At 65.8% G+C, this 26844-nt stretch carries 31 protein-coding genes and 2 rRNA genes; 14 read left to right on the top strand and 19 right to left on the bottom strand.

The annotated features are described in order from the left end of the window. From VHK65_06870 to cax, 3 genes are all read left to right on the top strand, one after another. Positions 1–173 (top strand): 23S ribosomal RNA (locus tag VHK65_06870); the annotation flags it as partial. A 97-nt stretch (positions 174–270) separates the two neighbouring features. Beyond that, positions 271–387, top strand: a 5S ribosomal RNA gene (rrf, locus tag VHK65_06865). 73 nt (positions 388–460) lie between these two features. Beyond that, positions 461–1522 (top strand): calcium/proton exchanger, encoded by a 1062-nt coding sequence (cax, locus tag VHK65_06860; protein HVS05872.1) that lies wholly within the window; start codon positions 461–463, stop codon positions 1520–1522. Here the strand turns inward: cax and menC are convergent. The 4 genes from menC to VHK65_06840 form a co-directional block, all read right to left on the bottom strand. After that, complete coding sequence (gene menC / locus VHK65_06855; GenBank protein HVS05871.1) at positions 1519–2628, bottom strand: o-succinylbenzoate synthase; 1110 nt, start codon at positions 2626–2628, stop codon at positions 1519–1521. The genes cax and menC overlap by 4 nt on opposite strands. Continuing rightward, the gene (locus VHK65_06850) at positions 2625–3458 is read right to left on the bottom strand and encodes a hypothetical protein (protein HVS05870.1); all 834 of its coding nucleotides are present in this window, start codon (positions 3456–3458) and stop codon (positions 2625–2627) included. Before VHK65_06850 ends, menC begins: the two co-directional genes overlap by 4 nt. A gap of 42 nt (positions 3459–3500) precedes the next feature. Then, on the bottom strand, positions 3501–4058 hold the full coding sequence (locus VHK65_06845; protein HVS05869.1) for a transglycosylase SLT domain-containing protein: 558 nt from the start codon (positions 4056–4058) through the stop codon (positions 3501–3503). A 368-nt stretch (positions 4059–4426) separates the two neighbouring features. Then, complete coding sequence (locus tag VHK65_06840; protein HVS05868.1) at positions 4427–5539, bottom strand: M20 family metallopeptidase; 1113 nt, start codon at positions 5537–5539, stop codon at positions 4427–4429. 34 nt (positions 5540–5573) lie between these two features. Here VHK65_06840 and VHK65_06835 point away from each other — a divergent pair, with 34 nt between their 5' ends. Beyond that, positions 5574–6938, top strand: a complete 1365-nt coding sequence (locus tag VHK65_06835; protein HVS05867.1) for a TrpB-like pyridoxal phosphate-dependent enzyme — start codon at positions 5574–5576, stop codon at positions 6936–6938. A gap of 44 nt (positions 6939–6982) precedes the next feature. On the opposite strand, the gene VHK65_06830 is transcribed toward VHK65_06835, so the two are convergent. The 8 genes from VHK65_06830 to VHK65_06795 form a co-directional block, all read right to left on the bottom strand. Next, positions 6983–7270, bottom strand: coding sequence for a KGG domain-containing protein (locus VHK65_06830; GenBank protein ID HVS05866.1), 288 nt, complete (start codon positions 7268–7270; stop codon positions 6983–6985). Positions 7271–7474: 204 nt separating this feature from the next. Beyond that, on the bottom strand, positions 7475–8020 hold the full coding sequence (locus VHK65_06825) for a hypothetical protein (GenBank protein HVS05865.1): 546 nt from the start codon (positions 8018–8020) through the stop codon (positions 7475–7477). A 118-nt stretch (positions 8021–8138) separates the two neighbouring features. Next, entirely contained in the window at positions 8139–8393 is a 255-nt protein-coding gene (locus tag VHK65_06820; GenBank protein HVS05864.1) for a hypothetical protein, read from the bottom strand. Positions 8394–8535: 142 nt separating this feature from the next. Next, positions 8536–9363 carry a helix-turn-helix transcriptional regulator gene (locus VHK65_06815; GenBank protein ID HVS05863.1) on the bottom strand — a complete coding sequence of 276 codons (828 nt, stop codon included), beginning with the start codon at positions 9361–9363 and terminating at the stop codon, positions 8536–8538. A gap of 78 nt (positions 9364–9441) precedes the next feature. Next, entirely contained in the window at positions 9442–9951 is a 510-nt protein-coding gene (locus tag VHK65_06810) for a hypothetical protein (protein ID HVS05862.1), read from the bottom strand. Positions 9952–9978: 27 nt separating this feature from the next. Continuing rightward, positions 9979–10944 (bottom strand): pirin family protein, encoded by a 966-nt coding sequence (locus VHK65_06805; protein ID HVS05861.1) that lies wholly within the window; start codon positions 10942–10944, stop codon positions 9979–9981. 48 nt (positions 10945–10992) lie between these two features. Further along, the gene (locus VHK65_06800; protein ID HVS05860.1) at positions 10993–11115 is read right to left on the bottom strand and encodes a hypothetical protein; all 123 of its coding nucleotides are present in this window, start codon (positions 11113–11115) and stop codon (positions 10993–10995) included. After that, positions 11112–11432, bottom strand: coding sequence for a hypothetical protein (locus tag VHK65_06795; GenBank protein HVS05859.1), 321 nt, complete (start codon positions 11430–11432; stop codon positions 11112–11114). Before VHK65_06795 ends, VHK65_06800 begins: the two co-directional genes overlap by 4 nt. Before the next feature lie 93 nt (positions 11433–11525). Here VHK65_06795 and VHK65_06790 point away from each other — a divergent pair, with 93 nt between their 5' ends. Next, complete coding sequence (locus VHK65_06790) at positions 11526–12476, top strand: LLM class F420-dependent oxidoreductase (protein HVS05858.1); 951 nt, start codon at positions 11526–11528, stop codon at positions 12474–12476. On the opposite strand, the gene VHK65_06785 is transcribed toward VHK65_06790, so the two are convergent. Next, positions 12463–13914, bottom strand: coding sequence for an aldehyde dehydrogenase family protein (locus VHK65_06785; GenBank protein HVS05857.1), 1452 nt, complete (start codon positions 13912–13914; stop codon positions 12463–12465). The genes VHK65_06790 and VHK65_06785 overlap by 14 nt on opposite strands. A gap of 126 nt (positions 13915–14040) precedes the next feature. Between VHK65_06785 and VHK65_06780 the strand changes: the two genes are divergently transcribed. The 3 genes from VHK65_06780 to VHK65_06770 are packed head-to-tail and all read left to right on the top strand — an operon-like array spanning position 14041 to position 16261. Next, entirely contained in the window at positions 14041–15249 is a 1209-nt protein-coding gene (locus VHK65_06780; GenBank protein HVS05856.1) for a toxic anion resistance protein, read from the top strand. Positions 15250–15263: 14 nt separating this feature from the next. After that, complete coding sequence (locus VHK65_06775; protein HVS05855.1) at positions 15264–15917, top strand: hypothetical protein; 654 nt, start codon at positions 15264–15266, stop codon at positions 15915–15917. Between the two features lie 29 nt (positions 15918–15946). Then, complete coding sequence (locus VHK65_06770) at positions 15947–16261, top strand: hypothetical protein (protein ID HVS05854.1); 315 nt, start codon at positions 15947–15949, stop codon at positions 16259–16261. On the opposite strand, the gene VHK65_06765 is transcribed toward VHK65_06770, so the two are convergent. Then, positions 16258–16872: a sortase gene (locus tag VHK65_06765; GenBank protein ID HVS05853.1), complete on the bottom strand. Its 615-nt coding sequence runs from the start codon at positions 16870–16872 to the stop codon at positions 16258–16260. The genes VHK65_06770 and VHK65_06765 overlap by 4 nt on opposite strands. 199 nt (positions 16873–17071) lie before the next feature. Beyond that, entirely contained in the window at positions 17072–17419 is a 348-nt protein-coding gene (locus VHK65_06760) for an HU family DNA-binding protein (GenBank protein HVS05852.1), read from the bottom strand. 111 nt (positions 17420–17530) lie between these two features. Here VHK65_06760 and VHK65_06755 point away from each other — a divergent pair, with 111 nt between their 5' ends. Beyond that, positions 17531–17989, top strand: a complete 459-nt coding sequence (locus tag VHK65_06755) for a YdeI/OmpD-associated family protein (protein HVS05851.1) — start codon at positions 17531–17533, stop codon at positions 17987–17989. Positions 17990–17993: 4 nt separating this feature from the next. Here the strand turns inward: VHK65_06755 and VHK65_06750 are convergent, their stop codons facing one another. Continuing rightward, a complete protein-coding gene (locus VHK65_06750) occupies positions 17994–18176 on the bottom strand; it encodes a hypothetical protein (GenBank protein ID HVS05850.1) in 183 nt (60 codons plus the stop codon). A gap of 116 nt (positions 18177–18292) precedes the next feature. Further along, the gene (locus tag VHK65_06745; GenBank protein HVS05849.1) at positions 18293–19918 is read right to left on the bottom strand and encodes a long-chain fatty acid--CoA ligase; all 1626 of its coding nucleotides are present in this window, start codon (positions 19916–19918) and stop codon (positions 18293–18295) included. A gap of 52 nt (positions 19919–19970) precedes the next feature. On the opposite strand from VHK65_06745, the gene VHK65_06740 reads away from it, so the two are divergent. Then, complete coding sequence (locus VHK65_06740) at positions 19971–20267, top strand: cold shock domain-containing protein (GenBank protein ID HVS05848.1); 297 nt, start codon at positions 19971–19973, stop codon at positions 20265–20267. Between the two features lie 58 nt (positions 20268–20325). On the opposite strand, the gene arsM is transcribed toward VHK65_06740, so the two are convergent. After that, the gene (gene arsM / locus VHK65_06735) at positions 20326–21096 is read right to left on the bottom strand and encodes an arsenite methyltransferase (protein ID HVS05847.1); all 771 of its coding nucleotides are present in this window, start codon (positions 21094–21096) and stop codon (positions 20326–20328) included. Between the two features lie 83 nt (positions 21097–21179). Here arsM and VHK65_06730 point away from each other — a divergent pair, with 83 nt between their 5' ends. Together VHK65_06730 and VHK65_06725 are read left to right on the top strand one after the other, a co-directional pair. Further along, a complete protein-coding gene (locus tag VHK65_06730) occupies positions 21180–21521 on the top strand; it encodes a metalloregulator ArsR/SmtB family transcription factor (protein ID HVS05846.1) in 342 nt (113 codons plus the stop codon). A gap of 7 nt (positions 21522–21528) precedes the next feature. Beyond that, positions 21529–21939 carry an arsenate reductase ArsC gene (locus VHK65_06725; GenBank protein HVS05845.1) on the top strand — a complete coding sequence of 137 codons (411 nt, stop codon included), beginning with the start codon at positions 21529–21531 and terminating at the stop codon, positions 21937–21939. On the opposite strand, the gene VHK65_06720 is transcribed toward VHK65_06725, so the two are convergent. Next, positions 21936–22406, bottom strand: a complete 471-nt coding sequence (locus tag VHK65_06720; protein HVS05844.1) for a hypothetical protein — start codon at positions 22404–22406, stop codon at positions 21936–21938. The genes VHK65_06725 and VHK65_06720 overlap by 4 nt on opposite strands. Positions 22407–22560: 154 nt before the next feature. Between VHK65_06720 and VHK65_06715 the strand changes: the two genes are divergently transcribed. Together VHK65_06715 and VHK65_06710 are read left to right on the top strand one after the other, a co-directional pair. Then, on the top strand, positions 22561–24654 hold the full coding sequence (locus tag VHK65_06715) for a GAF domain-containing sensor histidine kinase (GenBank protein ID HVS05843.1): 2094 nt from the start codon (positions 22561–22563) through the stop codon (positions 24652–24654). After that, positions 24651–26844: response regulator (locus tag VHK65_06710; GenBank protein ID HVS05842.1), on the top strand; the 2194-nt coding region annotated here is incomplete at its 3' end. The genes VHK65_06715 and VHK65_06710, both read left to right, overlap by 4 nt.

The raw sequence follows: 26844 nt of genomic DNA, 5'->3' as shown, positions 1-26844 counted from the left end.
TTCGGATGGGATAAGTGCTGAAAGCATCTAAGTACGAAGCCCACCTCAAGACAAGGTCTCCCACTGGGTTAACCAGGTAAGACCCCAGCGAGACTAGCTGGTTGATAGGCCGCAGGTGTAAGACGGGCAACCGTTTCAGCTAAGCGGTACTAATAGGTCGAGGGCTTGACCATCTATCTCACTCCTCAGCGCTTCGTGAGCGCAGGAGGTCGATCGCGCAATCTGCGCGGTCCCTAAAGAGCTTTCTTTGCAGCGATCGAAGGAAAAGACTTCGGTGACCATAGCGACGGGGAAACACCTGTTCCCATCCCGAACACAGCAGTTAAGCCCGTCAGCGCCGATGGTACTGGGCTGGCAACGGTCTGGAAGAGTAGGTCATCGCCGAGGTCTTTTTCTTTTGCCCGCAAGACGGCCGGCATTCGAGTCATGCCGGGATGTCATGCCGGGATAATGAAGGCCAATGGCTGGTTGGGCGCGGTGGCTGCGGCCCTCCATCAACTGGCTGCTCGTCTTCATCCCGGCATCGCTGATCGCGGAACTGACGCATCAGCCGTTGCTGACCTTCATCACCGCGGCGCTCGCCATCATTCCGCTGGCCGGCCTGATCGGGCGTGCCACAGACCAGCTTGCTGTGTGCGTCGGACCGCGGCTCGGCGGTCTGCTGAACGCGACGTTCGGGAACGTGACCGAGTTGATCGTTGCCGTCCTGCTGATCGCCGCCGGGCAGTTCGACGTCGTCAAGGCTTCCTTGATCGGCTCGATCGTCGGCAATCTCCTGCTCGTGCTCGGCCTCTCGCTGTTCGTGGGAGGGTTGCGCTGCGGCGAGCAGGCGTTCAGTGCGCGCGCCGCCGGCGTGCATACCGGGTCCCTCGTCCTGGCCGTCGCCGGCCTGGGGGTGCCGGCGCTCCTCATGGCGACGTCGCCGAGGTTAGCGGCCAGCGACCGCGAGATCGTGTCCGCCGGCGTGGCGGCGACACTGATCGTGCTCTATGCGGCCGCGCTCGTCTTCATGCAGTTCACCAGCGCGCATCTCTTTCGCACCCCGGCGTCGAGCGAGCACCCTGAATGGTCCCGAGCCAAGGCGCTCAGCGTGCTGCTGGGTGCGGCCCTTCTGGTCGGGCTGGAGTCAGAACTGCTCGTCTCGGCCCTCAACCCGGCGCTTCAAGCGCTCAAGATCTCCCCGATCTTCGTCGGCCTCATCCTCATCCCCGTCATCGGGAACGCCGCCGAACACGCGTCGGCGGTGTTCTTTGCGATCCGGAACAAGGTCGACGTCACCCTCGAGATTGCGGTCGGCTCGTCCACCCAGGTCGCCCTGTTCGTCGCGCCGGCGATGGTTTACATCAGCCTCCTCATGGGCCGGCCGATGGACTTCGTGTTCACCGGCTTCGAGATCGGCGGCGTCTTCGTGGCCACCCTCATCATTGCTGTGATCTCGCGCGACGGCCACAGCAACTGGTTGGAAGGCCTGCAACTGATCGGCGTGTACGTTATCGTCGCGCTGGCCGCCTTCTTCCTTTAGCCGGCGATCATTTCGCGCCGGACGGTCAGTCGCTCGACCAGGTCGACCTTGACGCGCACGCCAAGCCCCCAACGGGTCGGTACCGGGATCGTTCCTCCGCGCTGCAGGACGAAGGGCGGCTCGACGATGTCCTCCGCCCAATAGCGGTCGCTGGCGGAGATGTCACCGGGCAGGCGGAAATTCGATAGGGTCGCCAGCGCGACGTTGCAGGCGCGACCGATGCCGGTCTCGAGCATGCCGCCGCACCACACGGGCAGACCCGCATTCGCGGCGATGTCATGGATGCGGCGCGACTCGGCGAAGCCACCGACGCGACCGGGCTTGATATTGATCACCTGGCAGGCGCCTAGCTGCACGGCCTGGCGCGCATCCCGGGCGGACTCGATGCTCTCATCGAGGCAGATCGGTGTCCGCAACTGTCGTTGGAGCGTCGCGTGATCGACGAGGTCGCCGCCTTCCAGGGGCTGTTCCAGCATCAACAGCCCGAAGCGGTCGAGCTGCGCCAGGTGGTCGGCGTCGTCGAGGCTGTAGGCAGCGTTGGCATCGGCCATCAGCGTGATCTCCGGGTAGCGTTCGCGGATCGCGCCAATCGCCATCACATCCCAGCCCGGCTCGATCTTGACCTTGATGCGCCGGTACCCCTGGGCCAGGCTCGCGCCAATGCCGTCCAGCAGCTCGTCCACGGTCGGCTGGATGCCAATGCTGACCCCGGTCTCCACCCGATCGCGGACTCCGCCCAGAAACGTTGCGAGCGGCTTGCGCGCATGTTCCGCCAGCGCGGCGGTGAAGGCCATTTCGATGCAGGCCTTCGCCATCTGGTGGCCGCGAACGGGAGCAAAAAGCGTTTCCAGTGTATCGACATTCGCCAGCTCGCGACCGATCACCGCCGGCACTAAGTAGCCCTTCAGGACCTGCCACGCCGTCTCGACCGTCTCGTACGAGTACCAGGGACCTTCGCCCGCCACGCATTCGCCCCACCGCGAGCGCCCGTCGACGTCCAACCGAACGAGCAGGGGGTAGCGATCCTGCTGGACCCCGAAGCTCGTGCGAAACGGCTTCAGTAGGCGCATCTTCAGCACGCGCAATTCGACGCTGTTGATCTTCATTGACTGGGTGCCATGACGTAGGTTCCATCGCGGCGGAAATCGATGGCAACGAGCCCGGCGGCGAGGGCAGCCTCGAAGGCCGCCCGGCTCTCCATCCGCCAGCGCAAGGCGAGCTCGAGGCTTCTCCGTTTGACCTCCTGGAAATCGGGCGGCACACCGATCAGCGTGGTCGTCCGAGGGCCCAGGTCGATATGCTCCCGGACTGGCTCGCCGTTCGTGCCCACGCGCAGCATCACCTCGGGATCAGTCGCTGTGCGTGGCTTCGCACGGCTCAGCCACCACTCGGCCTCGAGCCGATCCGAGGGCAGTCCGCGGTTGAGATCGTCCTCCATCGTCCCGTAGTGGTCGCGATCGTAGAGGCGGGCGATACAGCCGAGGCGATGCAGATTGATGTACGCGTTGCGCGCCTCCAGTGGGTCGAAGGTCCAGGTCACCAGCTCGTATCCCTGTCTCAAGGCATCGTACCGCTGAGCCTGCTTCAAGGCGACCCCGATGCCGCCTCCACGAAACTCGGGGAGGACGCCCAGCTGATGGGAGCACAGGCGCAGCTGGCCATCGCGCATGCCAAGAAAGCCGAAGCAGAATCCGATCAGCCGGTCCTGGGGGAGGAACGCGCCGTGGACAAGGCCACCGTTGTGCTGCATCGTCAGCAGCAGCTCGCGTGGCACCACGTTGCGCTCCGCGGCCCCCCAGATGTCCCGGCTCAGCGCCTCGCAAGCGGCGAACTCGTCGTGCGTGCGCACGAGCCGGATCTCGACTCCCGCCACATCACGCGACGGTGACGGTTGAGCCGACGGCCGATCGCGCGACCCTGATGATCGGGGCGGCACGCGCCACATGCTAACGCGCCGTCCGTGCCGGGTCGCTACGACCTATTTACAGGTCCAGGCGCTCTGACGCCCCGCGTTGTAGAAGACGAGCGCCCCTCGCGCCTGGGCCATCGGGTCCCAGATGTTCTGTCCGGCGAAGTTCGCGTTCCAGGTGGCCGGCATGAACTGGAAGAGCCCGCTGGCACCGCTCGAGCGGTTGACCGCGAGCGGGTTGTAGTGGCTCTCGCAGTTGGCGACGCGTAACGCCCAGCTGAGGCCGGGACTGTTACCGAAGACCGCGTAGATCGCGGCCAGTCCATCCCCGCCTGAGGCGGGCGGGGGTGTGAAGACCGGCGCGGGCGCCGCTGCCGGCCGCGGCGCGGCCGGTGCGGGAGCCGCGGGCGACTGGTCGATTACCGCCGGTGCCGGTCTGTCCTCGAGGGTTGCCGCTTTGGCGACCTCGCGCATTTCCACAGAATTGCGCGCGCGCGCCGCGCCGGTCCATGTGACCGAGGCGGAATATTGCGCGGCGACCACGCGAGTTGGGGTCGGCCGACTCATAAAAGGAACGACGAGCACGAATCCCAGGGCGAGCACCAGCGAATGACCAACAAGATTCACTGAGGGTCGCCGCCGATGCTGAATGACCACTCTCAGTGCGGTTTGAGCGCGCCTCCGGAGGCGCCAGTAACGCAGGACCGCCCGCGCGGCCCAATCGGAGGCCACAAGATCCTGGAGTCTAGCGCTGGTCACCCGCAAGATATGGGCACGAGCCTTTGACACAATACCAATAAACGATGTAACGCTCAAGAAGCCTTCCCTCCGTCACTCGACGACGCCAACCCCTTCCGGTCCGTGGCGAGACGAGAGGAAAGCGATGAACTACAACGAGGCGTAACGGACCGTCGTCCACCCTAACACAGGCGGTGCGCGCCCCGTCAAGTCGCGAGCAGGGTCTCCTCGAGTCGCGACAGCTCTCGTGAGGGTGACTACAGGGCTTCGATCAGGAGCCGCAGCAACTGGGTGCGCTCCAGCCAGCTCTCCACCAGCAGGTGTTCGGAGTCAGCGTGTGCGCCGCCGCCATCCGGTCCCAGGCCATCGAGCGTGGGCACGCCCATGGCGGCCGTGAAGTTGCCGTCACTCGCACCGCCGGTACTGGTCTCGGTCAGGGAGAAGCCGACATCACCCGCCAGGCGCTGCGCCAGTTGCGCCAGCCGGATGACGCCCGGGCCGCGCTCCATCGGGGGACGGTCGACGCCCCCGGTGATGTGCAGCTGCGCTCCCTTAAGACGCGGCCGCAACCCCTGGATGGCGGCGACGATGCGCTCCGCCTCCGAGGCGCGCGTGAACCGCACGTCGATCTCCGCCCGTGCCTGTGCTGCCACGACGTTGGGCCGGGTTCCACCGTGCACCACTCCGACATTGACCGTCGTGCCGCTGGCTGCGTGCGCGAGGGCTTTGAGGGCCAGCACCTGGTGGGCGAGCTCCTCGATTGCGCTGATGCCCTTCTCCGGCTCGACCCCGGCGTGGGCGGCCCGGCCGCCGACCTCGAGCACGAAATCCGCGATGCCCTTGCGGGCGGTTTTGATCGCGCCGCCGCTAGCGGCCGGCTCCAGGACCAGCACGGCGATTGCCTGGCGCGCGGTTTCCTCGATCAACGCCCGCGAGCTCGCGCTGCCGATCTCCTCATCCGAGGTCGACAGCACGACGACCGGCCGTTTGGGCCGCGCATGCTCGAGGGCAAAGGCGGTCTGGACGATGCCGGCCTTCATGTCGTAGCTCCCCGGGCCGGTGACGCGATCGCCGTCGATCCGATACGGCAGGCGTGCCAGCGTACCCTCCTGCCACACGGTGTCGTGATGACACAGCACAACGATCGGCTGGGCGCCGTCACCAACCCTGATCTCCAGGTGGTCGCCGGCGTTCGGGCGCCGGTGCCGGTGGGCGGTGACGCCCGTGCGCTGCCGGAAGAGCTCGGTCACCTCATCCGCACAACCATCGCAGCGCGCCTTGTCGGATGAGGGGGACTCCGCCCGGACGAGGCGTTCCAGGGCGGCGAGCATGGCGGTCCGGTCGGGCCTTTGCATCGGGGTGTCGTCCATGCTAAAACCTAGGCACCATAGGAGGGATCAAGCAATGAGCATTCACGCGCCCGAGGCCGCCAATAAGATCCTGCTCGACGAGGGAGAGATGCCCAAGCGCTGGTACAACATCCAGGCGGACCTCCCGTTCCCCGGTAGCCCACCGCTCCATCCCGCCACCAAGCAGCCAGTGGGTCCCCAGGACCTGGCGCCGCTTTTCCCGATGGAGCTGATCAAGCAAGAAGTCTCGCAGGAGCGCTATATCGACATCCCGCAACCGATTCAGGACGCCCTGCGACTCTGGCGCCCGACTCCGTTGATGCGCGCCACGCGGCTGGAGCGGGAGTTGAAGACCACCGCAAAGATTTACTACAAGTACGAGGGCAGCAGTCCGGCCGGGTCGCACAAGCCGAACACGGCGGTCGCCCAGGCCTTCTACAACAAAGCGGAAGGCACCAAGCGGCTGACGACAGAAACTGGGGCCGGCCAGTGGGGGAGTGCCCTAGCGTTCGCGACCAAGCTCTTCGAGCTGGAGTGCATGGTCTACATGGTCCGTATCAGCTACGAGCAGAAGCCGTACCGCAAAAGCATGATGCACGTCTGGGGCGCAGAGGTCGTGCCCAGCCCATCGGACCGGACGCAAGCGGGCCGGCGGATCCGCGCGGAGAGCCCGGACTCGACCGGCAGTCTGGGGATCGCGATCTCGGAAGCGATCGAAGACGCGGCCTTGAGGGAGGATACCAAGTACTCGCTGGGCAGCGTCCTCAACCATGTGTTGATGCACCAGACCATCATCGGAGAGGAAGCGCAGCTGCAGATGGAGCGGGCGGGCGCGACGCCGGATGTTGTGGTCGGCTGCGTCGGTGGCGGCAGCAACTTTTCGGGATTGGCGTTTCCATTCCTGCGCGACCGGATCCAAGGCCGCAGCAAAACGCGCTTTCTGGCGGTCGAGCCGGCAGCTTCTCCCTCGATCACGCGCGGCAAGTACGCCTACGACTTCGGGGACACGATTGGAATGACGCCCTTACTCAAGATGCACACCCTCGGGCACGCGTTTGTGCCGGATGGCATCCATGCGGGAGGGCTTCGCTACCACGGGATGGCGCCACTCGTTTCGGCGCTCGCCGACCATGGCTTCATCGACGCCGTGGCCTACCCGCAGCGCACCGTCTTCGATGCGGCGGTGCAGTTCGCCCGCACGGAGGGCACGATTCCAGCGCCGGAGACGGCACACGCCATCCGGGCCGTCATCGACGAGGCGGTCAAGGCTCGCGAACATGGTGAGTCGCCGACCATTCTCTTCAACTTCAGCGGTCACGGACTGCTCGACCTGGCCGCGTATGACGCCTACTTCGCGGGCACCCTGTCCGACGTCACGCTCTCGGAGGCGCGCATCCAGGAAATGGTCGCCGCGCTATAGAAACAAAGGGAAGGAACCCAGCCGGTTCCTTCCCGTCGTTTTGATCAGTGTTTGCCGCCCTCTCGGCCGATGGCGGCCATCCGGTTGCGATCCTGGCTGGACGCCTCGCCACCCTTGCGGCCGGCCGCACGGGCTTCTTCGGAAGAGAACTCGTGCGCGGATCCCTTCTCGTGCGCGGCTTTGCCGCCTTTGCTCCCCGCTTGCCGGGCTTCCTCGGGGCTGAACTCATGCGCCGACCCCTTCAGGTGCGCCGCCTGGCCGCCTTTGCTGGCGATTTCCCGTTGCTTTGCTTCATCCATGGAACCGAAGCCCCGCTTGCCGCTTGCTGGCATTTTTCGCCTCCTTTGAACTGGACGTGGCACGGGACGTCTGCACAGAGGAACATCAGGCCCGCGAGTCGCTAGCTGCTAACGACGATATCAATTTAGCTGACATGGCGGGCTGGCTGTCAAGCCGGGATTCGCAGAAGAGCACAAAAACAGGGCCTCGCGGTCGAGGCCCTGTTTGCAAAAGGATGACTGAGGGAACGTCCCGGGTCAGTACCCCGCGGGCTCTCGTCCGCTGAAAAAAGCGCGGACGCGTTCGCCGAAGTTTGCTCGTGGCCGGTAGGGCGCGGTGCGAGAACGATCGGCAACCGTCCCTGCCGCCGCCGGCTCACGGCTGGTGTCCTGGTAGGCGGGCGTCGCGTCTGGCGCGGGCGTTTCCACGGTGCCGCGGTCACTCGCGGCGCCGTCACTCGTTGCCGCCACACCACGATCCTTTCCACGCAGCTCGCTGCGGACGCGGGCATTCTCTTCGCGCAAGCGCTGGTTTTCGTGGCGAAGGTCGTTGATCGTCGATTCGCGGGTGGTGACCCGCTTGCGCATCGAGCCGACTCGCACGCCATGAACCAGGCCGGAGTACAGCATGTAGAGCACGAACAGCCCGACGATCACCGCGGCGGTCGCCACGACAGGGACCCAGTCCGGCACGGCGGACCAATGCCACTGCCAGAGCGTCACATCGTGCGTGCCCGTGTTCTCCGTCGCGTACAGACCCACCGCGGCGGCGGCCAGGACCAGGAGGATCAGGAATAGGATCATTTGCCACTCCCTTCAGTGATTGTTGTTAACAGTATGGGTATAATGTTACCTGACAGCCACTGCTGGGTCAAGGTGCCAGATCAACCTGACTGGGTGGCGAGATCAGCCCGCTCGACCGTTAAGGCAGGGGGTCGCGGAAGTCCCGCAGGGCGGCCGCGGCCAGGAAGGCGGCAGCCAGCGCCAGGGCCGTCAGCCGGAGCGACGGGACAACCCATCCCGGGGCGTCGGTGAGGCTGAGGGTCAGCGTGGCGCAGAGCGACGCGCACAGGCCGGCGATCAACCAGAGTGGCCAACGCCGGCGCCCAGGCCAGGCGACCAGGATGCACAATAGAAAGGCGACCAGGATGAAACCCCCCACCATCCTGGTCGCCATCGGAGCACCCCCCAAGTCGAACGGCGCCCCCACTGGCAACAGCCTACGTGGCGGCCGCGCCCGCCGCTATCCCCCAGGGTGATGAAAGATGTGGCTCACACGGTTCCAACCAGGGGAGGCCGAATGGGGGAGGGAAGGTTTTCTAGATCAGATTCTGTCGCGACGCGGCCGCCACAACCTCGGCCCGGTTGCGAGCGTTGAACCGCGTCAGCAGATTTTCGACATGGGTCTTGATCGTGTTCTCGCTGAGGTGGAGATGACCGGCGATCATCGAATTCGAGTAGCCCTCGGAGACCAGCTGGAGAACCTCTTGCTCGCGAGGCGATAGCCGGACGGCCGGGACCGCACCGCTTGTCACTGGCGTCTCCACCATCAGCGCCGCTGGGCTTCCCGGTGGTTGCGGCAGCACGCCCCCGATCACGATCCGGTCATAGGCCGCCAGGATCGCGCCGGCCACGACCATGATCAGGCTCCACAACAACACGTCCTGTGCCCCAAAGCCCGTGTGGTAGACAGCCTGGAGCGCGCCATGGAGCGCGATCATGCCGACGACAAAGATGCCAACGCAGAGCATGGCGCCTTCGGCGCCGTCATAGGCGACCATCCAGACGATCAGCAGGATGTAGGCCGCGTAGATGCTCGTGCTCTCGTGGACGCCACCAAAGACGAAGAGCACCAGGAAATAGCTGACGGTATCCAGCAACGTTAGGGCCCGGCCGATCCGAAGGATCGAGCGGTCATCGGCTTTCGAGATGGCGATCATGCCCCAGGAGTTGTACACCGTCACCCACACGAGGACCAGAGCCAGCCCGACGGCGGACTTGGGCGGTACGACCAGGGACAGGACCGCAGCGAATAACAGCCCTGGCCAGCGCACCACCGTTCCCAGCAGGGCGAGCTGACGGATCGACGTCGCACTTAGGCGCGGGCGCTCGGCGGCATCGAGTCCAAGGAACGAGAGCGTCCGCATTCCCCGACCTCCGCCCTGCCCCCACAGGGTGGCCTCATTCTACCGACGCTCCAGCGACCCGTAAAGACCGGGCGAGAATCAGTCGGCGATGAGCGTGCGAACCGTCCCGGTCGCCCGGTCGGCCATGGCGATCCGGTTGTTGTTCGTGTCCGCGATGCAGGGGCCATTCACCCCGGCGCAGACGCCGTCGGGCTCTCGGAACGAGGCCGACGTGCTGAGCCCATCGGCGCGACCGGGGGCCCCGCTGCCCAACCAGGTCGTCACCGTGCGGCGTCGCGGCTCGAGGCGCTTGATCTTGTGGTTGTAGCTGTTCGCCAGCCACAGGACCCTGTCGCCGGCCGTGATCCCGAGCGGATGCTGCAGGCGGACGGCATCGCCTTCACCATCCTGGTCGCCGAAGACGAACAGGTCCTCTCCGACGATGGTGCTCACCAGCCTCGACCGAAGGTCAGTAGAACGTCCAGAAGTCGATGATCGCCAGCCGGCCGCACAGATCGCGATATGCAGCAGCTGCGTGACGTTGATCCAGTCGAGTCCTGCCGGGAAATTGGGCGCCCGCACCGTGCCGGCGAAGGAATGAGGCGCCATCGATTGATTAGTACGGGCGACGTGACCCTAGTCGCCGATGTGGGCCGCGGGAATGGTCCCCATCCGGCCGCGACGGTAGTCATCGAAGGCCTGCGCCAGCTCCTCGTGCGTGTTCATCACAAAGGGGCCGTACCAGGCGACCGGCTCGCCAATCGGCTTGCCGCCGAGGACCAGGACATCGAGGTTGGGTGAACGGCTTTCCTGGGCGAGGTCGGCGCTAAGGCTGACCACGTCGCCTGCGCCGAACGCCGCCAACTGTCCGGTGCCGATCGGCGCCCGCGTTGCCCCCACGGTTCCCCGGCCGTTGAGGACGTAGGCCAGACCGTTGAAGTCGCGGCGCCAGGGAAGACGCAGCTCGGCCCCGGGATTGATGGTCGCGTGCAGCAGGGTGATCGGCGTGTGGGTGACGCCGGGCCCGCGATGGCCGGCGACGTCGCCCGCGATCAGGCGCACCAGCGCCCCGCCGTCATGCGAGGCGAGCAGGGTGACCCGCGTGGCGCCGATGTCCTGGTAGCGTGGCGGCGTCGACTTCTGGCCGGAGGGAAGGTTGACCCAGAGCTGGATGCCGTGGAAGAGACCGCCGCTCGCGATCAGGGCCTCGGGCGGCCGTTCGATGTGAAGGATTCCGGCGCCGGCCGTCATCCATTGGGTCGCGCCATTCGTGATCAGACCGCCCCCGCCGGTGGAATCCTGGTGTTGAAAGGTCCCGTCGATCATGTAGGTGACGGTCTCGAACCCACGATGCGGGTGCCATGCCGTCCCCTTCGGCTCGCCCGGTCCGTACTCCACCTCGCCCATCTGGTCCATGTGAATGAAGGGGTCGAGATCGCGCTGGTCGAGGCCGTAAAAAGCGCGCCGGACGGGGAAGCCCTCGCCCTCGAGCCCCTGGGGCGCCGTCGTGATGGCGAGCACGGGACGCTCGATGGTGTTGGCCCGGTCGGACTCCGGGATTCGGGCCAGCGTCAGGATGTTGTCGACGGTTACGGCGGGCACTGCACCACTAGTAACCGCGCGCCGCCAGCCGCTATTCCGGAAGCGTTTTTAGTGGCCGATCCGAGCGGTCGACCGCACCGGCATCGAGTAGAGCAGCGTCACGTACGCGGCCATCGCCAGCGCGAAGCCGACCGCCATCAGCATCGAGCTGAAGTCCTCGTGATAGTTCAAAAGCTACCGCCGTTGAAGCCGGCACCGAGCACACCGACGAAGCCGAGGGCCGCGAGCGTGATCCGTCCGCCCCCGCGCAATGGAATCGCCTGCACCAGCGTGCCCAACGCCACGAGTACCAGCATCAGACCCAACGCCGCGTGCAGCGTCAGCCACAGGCCGCCGTGGAGGATCGCCCAGCTGACGCTCGTGACCACTCCGCCGAAGTACTCCGGCGGATTCGCCCCCGGATGGTCGCCGGGAATCTTCACGAACAGGTTGACCGTCATGCCGAGCAGAAACTGAACGATGAGCATCGCCAGTGCGACGCCGAGCATGCGGCGAAAAGCGGCTTCCTTCGTGGCGTGCTCTCGTCTGAGCCAGCCTAGCAGGCGGTGCCTCCGGGGTTCGTTGCGCTAACGTCAGCAGCGATGAAGGTCGGCGTGATGCTCGAGGGCCAGGAGGGGTTGACCTGGGAGCGCTGGTTTCGGATCGCTGATCGTGTCGAATCGCTCGGCCTCGATTCGCTGTGGCGCTCGGATCATTTCTTCAGCCTGATGGGGGAGCCGCAGCGGCCGGCGCTCGAGTGCTGGACCTCGTTGACTGCGGTCGCCCAACGCACGCAGCGGATCCGGTTCGGTCCGCTGGTGAGCCCGATGACGTTTCGACATCCGGCGCTACTCGCCCGGATGGCCGCGGCCGTCGACCTCCTCTCCAGCGGCCGGCTGGTTCTCGGCGTCGGCGCTGGATGGAACGTCGCCGAGCACGAGGCATTCGGGATCGGACTTCCGCCGCTGAAAGAACGCTTCGATCGTTTCGAGGAGGGGATCGCCGTCATCAAGGCGTTGTGGACCGGCGGACCGGTCGATCTCGACGGTCGGTACTACCCGCTGCGCGGCGCGGCGGCGTACCCCCGCCCATTACAGCGTCCCGCGCCGCCGATCTTGATCGGAGGTGACGGCGAGGTCCGGCTGCTGCGCATCGTGGCTGCCAACGCCGACGAATGGAACAGTCATGCGCCGGGTCCCGAGGTCTATCGCGTCAAGCGCGCGAAGCTCGAGGAACACTGCCGCGCGGTCGGCCGCGACCCAGCGGCGATACGGCGTTCCTGGATGGGCGGCATTTTGATCGGCCGCGACGCGGGCGAGGTTGCAGAGAAAGGCCGCTGGATGCAATCGTTCCTCGGCGCGCTGTCCGCCGTGCCGCCGGCCACCGCACCCGATGAACTGCGGCGACGCAGCTGGATTGTGGGGACACCGGATCAGGCGGCGTCGCAGCTCGAGGTCTGGTCGGCGCTCGGCATCGAGCGCGTGATGTTCCAGTGGTACAACCTCGACGATCTCGACGGACTAGCCCTCCTCGCCGAGCTCAACCGAAATTGATCATCACGTTCTTGAGCTGGGTGTAGTTCGCCAGCGCCTCAACGCCTTGCTCGCGCCCAAAACCGCTGCGCTTGTAGCCGCCGAAGGGCAGGCCGATGCTGCCCTCGACGCTGTAGCTGTTGATGCGCACCTGCCCCGACTTGACCGCCGTAGCCACCGTGAGCGCCTTGCTCAAGTCCCTCGTCCAGACTCCTGTGACCAACCCGTAAGGCGTGCCATTGGCGATGGCGATCGCGTCGTCGATCGAACGGAACGTCGTCACGGTCAGCACCGGGCCGAAAATCTCCTCCTGCTCGAGGGCGGTGCCGCGCGCGACGCGGTCGAGCAGCGTTGGCTCGATGAAGTAGCCGGCGGCGAGCTCGGGGGTGTCCGCGCGGCGGCCACCGGTGAGCGCGGTCGCGCCATCCCCGGCGCCGGCGTCGATGTAGCCCAGGACCCGCTGCATCTGCCGCTCGCTTACGACCGGGCCCATATCCGGGTTATCCAGGCCGCGGCCCAGGCGGATCTTCTTGATCCGCGTGCTGAGTACCTCGACGAAACGGTCATGCGCCGACTCCTCGAGCAAGAGTCGAGTCGGCGCAGTACAGGTCTGCGCGGAGTTCTGCATCAACGTCGTCGCCGCGGAGGCGGCGGCGCGCTCGAGGTCGGCATCGGCAAACACGATATTCGCTGACTTGCCTCCGAGCTCGAGCGTGACCGGCACCACGTTGTCGGCGGCGGCCTTCATGATCGCGATCCCGGTCGGGACGGAGCCGGTGAAGGTGATGTGGTTGATTCCCGGATGGGAGGCGAGCGCGGCCCCGGTTTCTCGCCCGCCCGTCACCACATTGAAGACGCCGGTCGGAAGACCGGCCTCGATCGCCAACTCCGCAAGCTTGATCACGCTGAGGCCCGCTTCTGCCGCTGGTTTTGCGACGACCGTGTTGCCGCACGCGAGCGCCGGCGCGATCCCTCGCGAGGCAAGGCGGAGCGGATAGTTCCAGGGAACGATCTGGGCCGAGGTGCCGAGCGGTTCGCGAAGGGTGAAGTCGACGAAGCCGGCTCCCAGCGGAATGCTCGAACCAAAGACCTTATCCGCGACCCCGGCAAAGAACTCGAAGTAGCCGGCGGCCGCGGCCACGTCGTCCTCGGCCTGGCGCAGCGGCTTGCCGACGTCCAGGCTCTCCAGCTCGGCGAATTCGTGACTGCGCTCGCGCAGCAGGCCGGCGAGACGATTCAGAATACGAACCCGGCGCGCCGGGGGCAGCCCGGCCCATCCGCCCTCGAACGCCGCGCGCGCCGCTCTGACCGCGCTGTCGACGTCGCCTGTGTCTCCCTGCGCGACGGTGGCAAACGCCTCGGCCGTCGCCGGATCGATCGCAGCGAAGGTTGCGCCCGATCGTGCCCAGGCCCGTTCGCCGTCGATGAACATGCGGCCATCGACCGCGGTGGTCTTCACATCTGTAGCCTACCGTTCCTCTCCTGAATTCATTTCCTCCTTTTCGGACGTCTCAGGTGTGAAACGGCTGATTTTCGGGAAAAACCTCGTTGTATTCGGTCACGGGCTAGCAAAAGGAGCGAGTCCATGCGCACGACGGTCGAGGCAAACCCAGATCTTTCCTTGACCCCTTCCGACCCGGCAGCGTCCGGCGCTGTTACCACCGCCCCGATGGTTGCGCTCGATCCGCAAACGACGGCTCGTCTCGACGCGGCCGTGGGCACCTACCTCGATGCCCTGCTGGCGGCTGACCCGCGTTCGGAGGCCTTCAAGAAGAAGGTCGACGGCATCCACGCGCTCGGCAATGAGGAAATCAAACAGTCCGCGAGCGTTTCCAACCGAATGCTCGATCGCCCCGTCGGCGCGCTCGCGCGCGGGCAGGACAAGTCCTCGGTCTCGAGCGCCCTGCTCCAACTGCGGCGTACCGTTGAAGACCTCGACCCGTCGGATCGTGGGCTGCTCGACCGCCGCCGGCTGTTCGGAATCCTGCCGATGGGCAACCGGCTGCGCGACTACTTCGGTAAATACGAGTCGGCCCAGGGCCACCTCAACGCCATCGTGCAGGCGCTCTACCGAGGCCAGGATGAGCTCCTCAAGGACAATGCGGCGATCGAGCAGGAGAAAGTCAACCTCTGGGCCGTGATGGATCGTCTCAAGCAATACCTCTACCTGGCCCGCACGCTCGATACCGCACTGGACGCTCGCATCCGGGAGCTGCAGGACAAGGACCCTGATCGGGCGAAGACGTTGCGCGAGGACTGCCTCTTCTACGTACGCCAGAAAACCCAGGATCTCGCGACCCAGCTCGCCGTCAGCGCCCAGGGGTACCTGGCACTGGAGCTGGTTCGCAAGAACAATCTCGAGCTGGTCAAGGGCGTCGATCGCGCGACCACGACCACCGTATCGGCGCTGCGCACGGCAGTGATGACGGCGCAGGGCCTCGTCAACCAGAAGCTCGTGCTCGACCAGATCGGCGCGCTGAACCAGACCACCGCCGGCATGATCGAGGGCACCTCGGCCATGTTGCGTCAGCAGTCTGCCAGCGTCCATGAGCAAGCGGCGAACGCGACCGTCAGCATCGAGAAGCTGCAGGCGGCCTTCGCCAATATCTACGCCACCATCGACACCATCGACGCCTCCAAGCTCGAGGCGCTGGAAACGATGCGGCAGACGATCGATGCGCTCTCCAGGGAGGTGGCCCGCGCCCAGGAATACCTGGAGCGGGCGCATGAGGCGCCGGCCACCGAGCTTGCGCCAATCCCGGAGGAGCTGAAGCTGCCGGTGCGCACGCCGTAGCACGGGGGAGGCCTGTGAGAAGCGCCATCGCGCCGTACCGTTCGTCACTGCCCGCGTCCGCTCCCGGGCGCGGGCTAGTGTCCTACTTGACGAGCCGCCGCAACCTCGCCGGTTCGGCGCTCGCGCTAGTGGGCGCCGGGCTGGCCCTGGCTGATCCGGTCGGAGCGCAGGGTCTGCTGCTGGTCGCCGGCCTCTACCTGGCCGGCGCCCTGTCCGTGCGCGGTCACCCGCGCGTCAGTCGGTTCGGATTCGATCCTCGTCGGGTGCAAAAGTCGCTGGCCGAGCAGATTGGCGCGGCGGCGGGGCGGGTTCCTCCGCAGGTGCTGACCCGACTGCAACGGATCGAGCTCACGATCCGCACCGAGATCCTCCCCCGCCTCGATTGCCTACCGCTGGGCGCGCCCGAGCTCTACCTGGTCGAGCGGACGGCTTCGGATTACTTGCCGACGGCCGTGGAGGCGTACCTTCGTCTTCCGAACGGCTACGTTTCGTCCCAACCGGGCAGCCACGGCCGCGCTGCGCTCGATGTGCTGGTCGAGGAGCTCGACTTCCTCGATGCCGAGATGCGCCAGGTCGCGGAAGTCGTCCACCGCAGGGACATGGACCGGCTGCTCGCGCATAAGCGATTCCTGGTCGACCGGTTTCGGAGCGAAGATGCCCAGGTCTGACAGTCCGGTTCTCCGGCTAAGCTTGAGACATGGCTCAGCCGGTTGACCTATCGCCCCTGCAGCGCGAACTCGATAATCTGCGCCTGCAGCTCTGTCACTGCAACAACGCCGGCACCTGCCTCGGGTGTCAGGGCGTCGAGATGCTCCGGCAGCAGGCGACGATGATCGTGTCGGCGGCGACCCAGCCGGTGCTGTTGCAGGTCGCCCAGGAGACGCAGGCCAAGGAGCTCGTCAAGCAAGTGCAGGAGATGCAGGAGCGACTGCTTCGTGATCCGGAGGCCGCCAAAGCCCTGGAAGAGTTACTGAAGTATTTTCAAGAGCCGCCCCAGGAAACGAACCACTAGGCCGTCGCGGGCATCGCGGTGACGACCACCCGCTGGGTGTCGACCCAGTTCGGCCAGCAGGTGAAGAGGGTGAGCCGGACGTCGTTGGTTGGCTGCAGGATCTGCACCGCGGTCGGGGCCACGATCGTGCGGGCGGTCACGTGGTACACGACGGGCGAATCGCCGGCCAGCGCAACGTCCACCTCGTCGCCCGCCTTCAGGTCTTTGAGGCTGGCGAAGACGCTGCCCTCGATGTCGTCATGACCGTAGAGCACGGCGTTGCCGGTCCCGATGGGGGAGGAGAAGGCGTAGTGGGTCACCGAGTAGCCTTTGGCGATCAACATGTTGCCGCGGGTGTCGACACCCCGGTCGAAGATCGGGGCGCTCTTGATGCCCAGCCTCGGAATCGACAGGTAGGCGACGATCTGGCTGGGGCCGGCGCCCGTGCTGTTGGTGTTGGGAAGGAATCGCGGATGCTGGTGAGGCGGCGATAGGGGATCGCCCAGGGCCGGGATCGGCTGCGTGGCCACCTCCGACGAACCAAGGCGTATCAGGCCGCTCGCGGGGAGGGCGCTCGCCATCAGCGCCAGGCCGATGGCAATCAGCAATCCCGCTATCAGGTTTCGCTTCATCGCTCCCATCATAGTCAGGCGAAACCTGAATCCTGTCAAGACGGGGCGTCGCCCCACGCGAGTTGCGCCGAAGGTGCCATACGAGCGTTTGACGGGGCGTCGGCCCACGCGAGTGGCGCCGAAGGTGCCATACGAGCGTTTGAGACGTCAGAGGGCGCCGGCAATTTCACGGCGCCCTCTGGTCGAACGAGCGGTCTTCCTACGCCGCCTTGCGGGCCGACGTCCGGGTGTAGGCCTCGCGGACGGCCTTGGGGAACGACCAGCGCGGTTTCTTCGACGCCGGGCGCGCCTTCAGCATGATCGACTCGCCGGTGAAGGGATTGGTCCCTTTCCCTGCCTTGCGGGCTTTGACGTCACGCGATGCGAGGGCCCCGATCTCGGGGAAACGTACGCGCATGCCGCGGGCGCCTGCCGCGACGGCCGCCTCGAACGCATCCTTAACAGCCCAGCTGAGGTCCGACTTCTTGACCTTGTGGCCCTTGTCCGTGAGATTCTCGTGTACCAGGCTGACGAACGTCGACGCTGTCCATTTTTGAGTTTTCGCCATCGTGTCCTCCGTCTTGGAAATCCGGTGGGCCAGGGGCCCTATCGTGGGTTGCAAACGGACCCGAGGCTGAAAACGTGCGTTATTCCGGCGAAATTGCAGAAAATGAGCCGGATGCCCGCGTTGCACTTTGAATGTCACCTCGAGTCGGACCAGGACGCCTGCTTCATCCGCGTCCCGCCCGAGGTGATGACGGCGCTTGGCGATAAGAAGCGCCTGCCGGTCAAGGTGACGATCAACGGCTATACCTACCGCACCACCGTTGCGGTCTACAGCGGGAAGTTCTATCTCGGGGTCCGGCGGGAGATCCGCGAAGCGGCGGGCGTCACGGCCGGCGATCGGCTCAAGGTGGGCCTGGAGTACGACGCCGATCTTCGGACGGTGGATCTGCCCGACGCGCTGCGGGTGGCGCTCGAGGCGGACGCCCCGATGGCCGCCGCGTTCGAGAAGCTCTCCTACACGCGGAAGAAGGAGTTCGTCCAGTGGGTGACCGGGGCCAAACGTCCGGAGACCCGGCGGCGACGGATGGAGCAGGCGCTGGCGACGCTGCGGGCCCGGCCAGGACGGCGCTGACGGCTCAGGCGGCCTTGCGTTGCCGCAGCGAGTAGGCGATCCGGTTGTCGAGCAGCCATTCTTCCTCGAGGGCCAGGATGCTCAGGAGCAGCTCTTCGTGGATGTCCTCGAGCTCGCGGCGCCGCGCGATTCCCTCCGCATCCAGCGGCTGTGGAACGAGCGCCTCGAACTGCTGGGAGGCATCCATTGCTGAGTCACATCCTTCTAGCCTCCGTTCTAGCGCGACAGTATTAAGGGCAGATTTAAGATCCGCGGATCTGCTGATCCGCCGCAGCACTGTACCGGGCCCGTCACCGGGTTGTTTTACTCCGACGGTCGGGTCGCCGTCGGTGCCTTGATCGCCCGTTCGCGGATCACCTTTTTGTCGAATTTCCCGACGCTGGTCTTGGGGATTTCATCGACAAAGCGCACCTCGTCCGGTAGCCACCATTTCGCCACCAGCGGCTCGAGGAACTGCAGAATCTCAGCCTCGGAGACGGCCCCTTTGAACTCGGGCTTGGCGACGACGTAGGCGACCGGCCGTTCCTGCCACTTCGGGTGCGGCACGCCGATCACCGCCGCCTCCAGCACCTTGGGGTGGCCCATGATGGCCGACTCCAGCTCGACCGATGAGATCCACTCGCCGCCGGATTTCACTAGGTCCTTGGTGCGGTCGACGATCTGGGCGTAGCCTTCGAGATCGACGTTGGCGACGTCGCCCGTGCGAAGCCAGCCGTCCTGGGTGAAACGTTCGGGGTCGACGCCGCGGTAGTAGCTCGAGGTCACCCAGGGGCCGCGTACCTGGATCTCGCCGACGCTCTTGCCATCCCACGCGACGGGCTCGCCGGTATCCACGTTGGCGAGGCGGAGCTCGACACCGGCAATCGGGAGTCCCGCCTTGAGCCGGACCTGCCGGCGATCGGACTCGGGCATGTAGCTCTTCATCGTGGCAACCGCCGCGACCGGCGACGTCTCGGTCATCCCCCATCCCTGGTTGGTATCGATGCCATGGCGGGTCAGGCCGTCGTAGAGGCCGGCGGGGAGGGCCGATCCGCCAACGAACATCCGGAGCCCATCGAGATTGGTCCCGGTCTTGTCCAGGTGTTGCAGCAGGGCGATCCAGACGCTGGGGACGCCGGAGCTGAAGGTGACCTTCTCCTCGCGGAACAGCTCGGTGAGGCTGACCGGATCCAGAAACCGATCCGGGAAGACGAGCTTGGCGCCTAGCATGGTGGCCGCATACGCCAGGCCCCAGGCGTTGGCGTGGAACATCGGCACCACTGGCAGGATGCTGTCCGACTCCGCGAGGCCGATGCCACCGCCAATCGCGATCCCAAACGAATGAAGAACCGAGGACCGGTGGCTGTACACAACCCCCTTCGGCTTCCCGGTCGTGCCCGACGTGTAGCACATGGCGGCCGCGTCGCGCTCGTCCAGGACGGGCCAGTCGTAGACCGTCGGTCTACCGCTGATGAGTTCCTCGTACGACGCGGCGGGTGTGAGCTGTCCGTCGGGTGAGGGGTCATCGGCCATCACGATGAACTGCTTGACGCCCGTCAGCTTCTTGGCGACGCGCTGCAGCGCCGGCACGATCGAGGCGTCGACGAAGATGACCTTGTCGTCGGCGTCGTTGATCACGAACTCGAGGTGTTCGGGAAAGAGCCGCGGATTCAAGGTGTGCAGCACAGCGCCCGAGCAGGGCACCGCGAAATACAGCTCCAGGTGGCGGTAGTTGTTCCACGCCAGGGTACCGACCCGGTCCCCTGGGCCGATTCCCAGCTCTCGGAGCGCGTGGGCCAGCTGGGCCACCCGGCGCCCGAAGTCGGCATAGGTGTAGCGATGACGGCCGGTTTCCCGCCGGGTCACGATCTCCTTCTTGGGAAAGAGGGTGGTCGCCCGCCAGAGGAAGTGCTGGAGCGTCAGGGGAAAGTCGGGCATCGTGCTACGCATCGAGTGGAACCCTCCTTCGGCCGGTTTTGGCCGTCGCAATACTTCCCATGATATGCTTGATCGCGGGCGGAGTCAGCCCGGTCATGGCACGCCCAGGAAACGCAAGTCGACCGGGGATAACTTTGCGAAGGAGCTAGCGACAGACGTGGCGCAGAACGGCACGATCAAGCGATTGGTGATGGATCGCGGTTTCGGATTCTTGAGCGGCGAGGACGGCAAGGAGTATTTTTTCCACCGGTCGTCCGTCGAGGGCTCGTTCGAGGGGTTGCAGGAGGGGCAGAAGGTCAGCTTCGACGTCGAGGCATCAGCTCCCAAGGGGCCGCGGGCCTCGCGGGTGCGCGTCGCCTAAAGACTCACAAACCCAGAATCCAGAAGGCCCGGGCGCGAGCCCAGGCCTTTTTGTTTTCTTACCGCTTTAACGCGCGGACGAACGCGCTGCCGATTTTTCCTGAACCGTCCGCTAAGCCGGCTTCGCCCGGTCCAAAGCTGTTGGTGATTTCGATCTCGACGGCGTAGAAGCCCGCGTCGAGTACGGCGGCGCGATAGGCGTCGACGGGGATCGTGCCCGCCACGCAGCCGGCCCAGGCATCCATTGCCGATTTGACATGCGCTGGCAGCGGCTCCAGCTCGACCATGTCGGAGACGGCGAGCCGCCCGCCAGTCTTGAGGACGCGAAATGCCTCTCTCAGCACCGCCGTCTTGTCGGCGGCCAGGTTGATGACGCAATTAGAGATGACGACGTCCACCGCGGCGCCCGGGAGCGGAATCGCCTCGATGGTGCCTCTGAGGAAGGTCGCATTCGCGACGCCCGCTCGGGCCTTGTTTTCGTTGGCCAGTGCCAGCATCTCGTCGGTCATGTCAACGCCGTAAGCATGACCGCCGGGGGATACCCGCCGCGCCGAGAGGAGCACGTCCAGGCCGGCGCCGCTCCCGAGGTCCAGCACGATCTCTCCGGGATGGAGCTGCGCGAGCGCCGTCGGGTTGCCGCAGCCCAGGCTGTCGCCGAGGGAAAGCCCGAGGTCGGCGACCTCCGCTTTCGAGTACTCGTCGGCGCCGATCGGGCCGCTGGCCGCATCGGACCCGCCACAACAGCTCGAGTCACAACAGCTTCCCCCATCGCGTAACTTGATCGCGGTCTCCGCGTACTTGGCTCGGACGGACTCCTGAATCGTATCCATGATCCCTCCCGGGAGTGATTGATGGTTGTCGATGGAAGCCTAGCAAACCCATAGACAGTTGTCAATGGAACTGGTAGACTGCGATGGTGAAAGCTGCGCTCTCCGAACGTGTCAAGGGCGTCTGCTGCCCGCCCGCGATGTCGATGACCGTCGCGAAAGTCGATCAGTCGGTGGAGGTACTGAAGGCACTCGCCGATCCCACGCGGCTGCAAATGATCAGTATCCTGAAGCACTCGCCGGAGCCGGTTTGCATCTGCGACTTCACGGCCGCGTTCGATTTGAGCCAGCCGACGATCTCGCATCACATGGCGAAGCTGCGCGAAGCCGGTCTGGTCGAGGTCAGCAAGGGCGGGATCTGGGCCTACTATCGGCTGGCCGGCCGCCTCGAACCCAAGACCCGCGCGCTGCTCGACGTCCTTACCTGAGGCTGCGATGGCGCGGGTGCTGTTCGTCTGCAAACAGAATGCCGGGCGGTCGCAAATGAGCCAGGCGCTTTTCGAACGGATTGCCAACGGTCGGCACGAGTCTCTCTCGGCGGGCACCCGACCGGCCGAGCACGTGCACCCGGTCGTCGTCGCGGCGATGCGCGAGCAGGGGATCGATCTTTCGGCGCGGCGACCGCAGAAGTTGACCGACGAGCTGGGCGAGTGGGCTGACGTGGTGGTGACGATGGGGTGCGGAGACGAGTGTCCCTACATCCCGGGAAAAAAGTACGTCGACTGGGATCTGACGGATCCCGCGGACCAGCCGCTGCATGCAGTGCGGGCCATCCGCGATGACATCAGCACGCACGTCAAACAGCTCGCGCGAGATCTCGATTCTTCGAGCGTGGGGTCAGGCTAAGGCAGCCAGATCTCCGACGCGGACTGGACATCAGTGATCCACCAGCGGCCGTCGATGTCGACCAGCGTGTAGTGGTAGTAGCCGAGGAAGCGGTGGGTGGTGCGGCGCCCCAGGCCGACGCCTTTTTCGGCATCTGGCACCAGGCGGTAGATCCACTCCTCCTTGGTCGTGACGTTGACGTTCTGCGGACTGGCCTCCAGACCGTAGGCCGACAGCTCGACCTTCCCGATTTGCAGATAGGCGGTGTAGGAAACGTCGAGGACCTCGCAGGTGATGTCGAGGCGCGCCGCGGGGAACGACTCGAAGTCCCCGGAAAGGTCGTGCGCCACCTGGGAGAGCATGGGCTCCAGGTAGACCTCGCGAAGCACGTCGGCGTCGCGGTTGTTATAGGCCTGCTGGTTGAGCTTGATCGACCGCAGGACGGTGTCCTTGATCGCCGAGACGTTGAAGGCCGTCTCTCGCTGCACGTGTAGAGAGTAGCAAAGGGGCAACCAACATTCCCGGCGTTCGTGAGACGCGACGTTCCCGTAAACCTTTGTAAAGCTGGTCGCGGCAGCGCGGCCCGGCCGGGCCGTAGTGCGAAGCAATGCCCTCGATCCGCGTCGAATCAATGCGCGCACTGTGACGAAAGAGGGCCTCACAACACGGCGGTATCTACCATCCAACTCCCGGGTCCGGTTCAACTGGCGGCTCTGGGTGGTCTTGGGCGCCCTCACGGAGCTCTTCCTCATCTACGTGGCACGCTGGTGGGCGCCCTCGCCGGTCACCTACTTCCTGGCGGTCCTCTTTCTGCCGGTCATGGTGTTGACCGGCTTCTGGTCCTTTAAATACTTCAAGCTGGTCCAGCAGAACCTCGAGCTCTCCCGCCGCGCCGACCAGAACCTCCAGGAGCTGAGCCACTTCTTCGAGGTGGCCACCGCGGTTTCCAACCTCACCAAGCTCGGCGAGGACCTCGGTACCTTGACCACCACGTTGGCGGAACTGCTCGACGTCGAGATGTGCGGCTTCTTCCTCTATCAGGACGGGCTCGAGGCCCTGATCGCCCCGGCCGCCCCGTCCGGGATGCGGGAGAGCCGGCTCTTCAACCAGATGCGTCTCAACCAATTGCGCTTCGGTGCCAACGCATCGACCCTCATCGGTCGGGTCTTCGTCACCCAGCAGCCGACCATCATCGCCGACTGCCTGCACGACATCGAGGCCGGCCAGCTGCTGCCGCAGACGTTCGGGTACCGCGACCTGCTGCTGGTCCCGCTGGGCTCGGGCGGTCGGCCGATCGGCGTGCTGATGCTCGCCAACAAGCGAAACGGCGAGTTCAGCGGCAACTACGACGTCAAACTCGCGGCCTCGCTGGGCGCTGAGGTCGCGGTCTCGCTCCAGAACACATTCCTCTTCGAGCAGACCCGCCAGCAGGCGCTGCGGCTCGACACCTCGATGGAGATGCTGCGCCAGGTCTCACAGGCATTGACAGCGACCACCGTCGGTCCGAACGCCCTGCTCCAGGGCGTCGCCCGTGCCGTGATCGGCGTCTCCGGCGCGGCGACCTGCCTGATCACGCTGACCCAGTCCGGCAATCCGGCAGAACAAGCGGTCGAGGTGGGGGAGGGGTTGGAGCAACGACTCCAGGGCGAGGTGCTGACCCATGTGGCGCCCGGCCTCGTCACCCAGGTCGTGATCGAGCAACGCCCGGTCTTCTCGGAGGACATTCAGCTCGACGGCCGGTTCCCGCTGGATCCGCTGGCCCAGCAGTATGGCTGGCGCGCTGCCCTCGGCCTGCCGATGTTCCTCGAGCGCGAGTTCGTCGGCACGGTCTCGGTCTACTTCCGTGAGGTCCGCGCCTTCGATCCGACGCTGATGCAGGTGCTGCAGATCCTCGCCAACCAGGCGGCGGTAGCGCTCGACAACGCGCGCCGCTTTCAGCGGGAACGCCAGACCATCGAAATGTTGCAACGCGCCAACCTGGAGTTGCAGGAAGCGGACCGGATGAAGTCCGAGTTCCTCACCAACATGTCGCACGAGCTTCGCACGCCGCTGAACGCGATCATCGGCTTCTCCGAAATCATCCGGACCACCCCGGAGCTGTCCGAGGCGGAGCGCGCCGAATTCGCCGAGACGATTCACAGCAGCGGTCGCCAGCTTCTCACGCTGATCAATGACATCCTCGACCTGACCCACATCCAGGCCGGGCGGCTCGAGCTGCATCCCGCGCCCTGCCTGGTGGCCGAGGCGGTGGATGCGGCCCTCTCGGAGAACGCGGCCGCGGCCACCCAGAAGGAGCTCACGGTCACGTCGCAGGTGGACCGCGCCATGCAGGTCGTGTTCGATGCCCGGAGCCTTCGCCATATCGTCCACAACCTCGTCAACAACGCCATCAAATTCACCTCGCACCACGGGAGCGTCACGATCAGGGCGATGGAGACCGCCGCCGGCACGGTGGTCGAGGTTGCCGACACCGGCATCGGCATCAAACCGGAAGATCAGCCGCGTCTCTTCGAGGAGTTCCGGCAGATCGACGGATCGACCTCGCGCGGCTACGAGGGCATCGGTCTAGGCCTGGCGCTCTCCAAGCGCTTGGTGGAGTTGCAGGGCGGCCAGATCTGGGTCGAGAGCGTGCCGGGACGGGGCAGCACCTTCCGCTTCCTGATCCCTCGGCTTCCGGTTCTGGCCGCTGCCCCGCGAGATCCGATCTTGCAGGGACCGCTCCCGAGGGTCGCATGAGCGAGCCGACCGGCACCAGGCGGATCCTCGTCGCCGACGACGATCCCGAACGCCTCAGGGCGCTCGTCGACCGGCTCCAGCGGGAAGGCTTCGAGGTGCTCTCCGCGCAGGACGGGCTCGAGGCCCTGGACCGGGCGCGCGAGGAATTGCCGGACGCGATCATCCTCAACCTCTTACTGCGCCGGATCGACGGGCTTCGCGTCTGCGAGATCTTGAAGAGCAACCCGGCGACGACGAACATCCCGGTGCTGCTCATGGCCGGCGTGCACGTCGATGCGGACGAAGGCAAGCGCGCACTCGCCGCAGGAGCGGACCGCTTCTTGAGCGATCTGAGTCCACTCTCCACTGGCTCCGGGCGCGAGCTGACGGCCGGCCAGGACCTGGTCCAGGCGGTTCGCATGCTGCTGGGCGCGGAACCGGAGCTGGAACAGCGACCGGTCCTGCTCGCGATCGACGACGACCCAGACAACCGCGCCTTTCTCACGAAGGCGGTGTCGAAACAGGGTTTCGACGTCGTCACGGCACCGAACGCGACGCAGGCGCGGCGGCAGCTCGATGGCCGGCGCCCGGCGCTCATCTTCCTCGACGTGCAAATGCCGGAGGAAAGCGGCTTGAGCCTTTTGCCCCAGATGCTCCGCGACTTTCCCGAGTCGGTGGTCGTGATGATGACGGCCTACGGCTCCGAACAGGTGGCGGCGGAGGCCCTGCGTGGCGGTGCCGACGACTACATCGCGAAACCGATCGACCTGCACCGCCTGCGCGAGCTCCTGGAACGCAACCTGGAGAAACAGCGGCTGCGGGCGGAGCGCCAGAGTCTGGTCGAGCGGCTGAAGGACTCGAACCGGTACTTGATGCGCCAGCACGCCGCGCTCCGGCAGGCGGACGAGGAGATTCTCCAGGTCAACCGTCAGCTGGAGCAGTCGAGCCGCTACAAGTCGGAATTCCTCGCCAATATGTCCCACGAACTACGGACGCCGCTCAATGCCATCATGGGATTCAGCGAGATTCTCCTCGACGTCACCATGAACCTGACGTCAGGCGAGCGCACCGAGTTCCTGCGCAACATCCATAGCAGTGGGCAGCATCTGCTGGGCCTGATCAACGACATCCTCGACCTGGCAAAGATCGAGGCGGGGAAGATGGACCTCCACGCGGAGGACATGCCGGTCACGCAAGCGCTCCAGGAGGTCACCGCCATCCTGGAGCCGATGGCCCGCCAGCAGGGCCTACAGCTGAAGATGGTAGGCGCCGCCGAGGCCGGCGTGATGAAGGCCGACCGTAGCAAGTTCAAGCAAGTGCTCTACAACCTGCTGTCGAACGCCGTGAAGTTCACGCCCGCGCCGGGGACGATCACCGTGAGCGTCAGGGATTCCGCGGAGCAGTTGACCGTCTCCGTCGAGGACACCGGCATCGGCATGAAGCCGGAAGACCTCCCCAAGCTGTTCCGCGAGTTCGAGCAGATCGATGGGTCATACACTCGCCGCTACCAGGGCACCGGCCTGGGGCTGGCGCTCTGCCGGCGGTTCGTCGAGATGCACGGTGGCCGGATCTGGGCGGAGAGCCAATTCGGCAAAGGGTCGATCTTCACCTTCACCATCCCGCGCGAGCCGCGGCCGGCTCCCGAGCCGCCCGTCGAGGAAGTCGCGCAGACGGTCGAAAGCATGGAGCTGCCGCTGGTCCTCGTGGTCGAAGATGACCCGGCCAGCAGCCAGCGGATGACGGCCGAGATCCAGGGAGTCGGCTTCCGCGTGGCGCATGCCTTCGACGGCAACGAGGCGGTGCGCAAGGCCATGGAGATCCTGCCCGACCTGGTCGTCATGGAGACGGTGCTCCCCGTCAAGGACGGCTGGCAGGTCCTCCAGGAGTTGCGCGCCCGGGCCGCCACCGCCGACGTCCCGGTTCTGATCTGCTCGGTGACCCAGAACCGGCAGCTGATGGACCAGTTCGGTGTCGTCGGCTTCGTCGCCAAGCCGTGGGCGACCAAGACGATGCAGGATCAGCTCCGCCAGATCGGCCAGGGGATCAAGCGGCGCCGCGACCGTGTCCGGGTGCTGCTGGTCCACCGCGACCGGCGAGCGCTGGCGACGCTGGCGGCGACCCTGGTCGAAGAGGGCTTCGATGTGTTCCGGGCGCCCGGGCTGCAGGAAGCGCTGGAGAAGGCCCGCGCGGCCGCTCCCGACGTGGTCGTGC

This window comes from Candidatus Dormiibacterota bacterium (assembly GCA_035544955.1).
In the GTDB taxonomy this organism is placed as follows: domain Bacteria; phylum Chloroflexota; class Dormibacteria; order CF-121; family CF-121; genus CF-13.
This window is presented reverse-complemented; position numbering and strand designations above follow the sequence as displayed.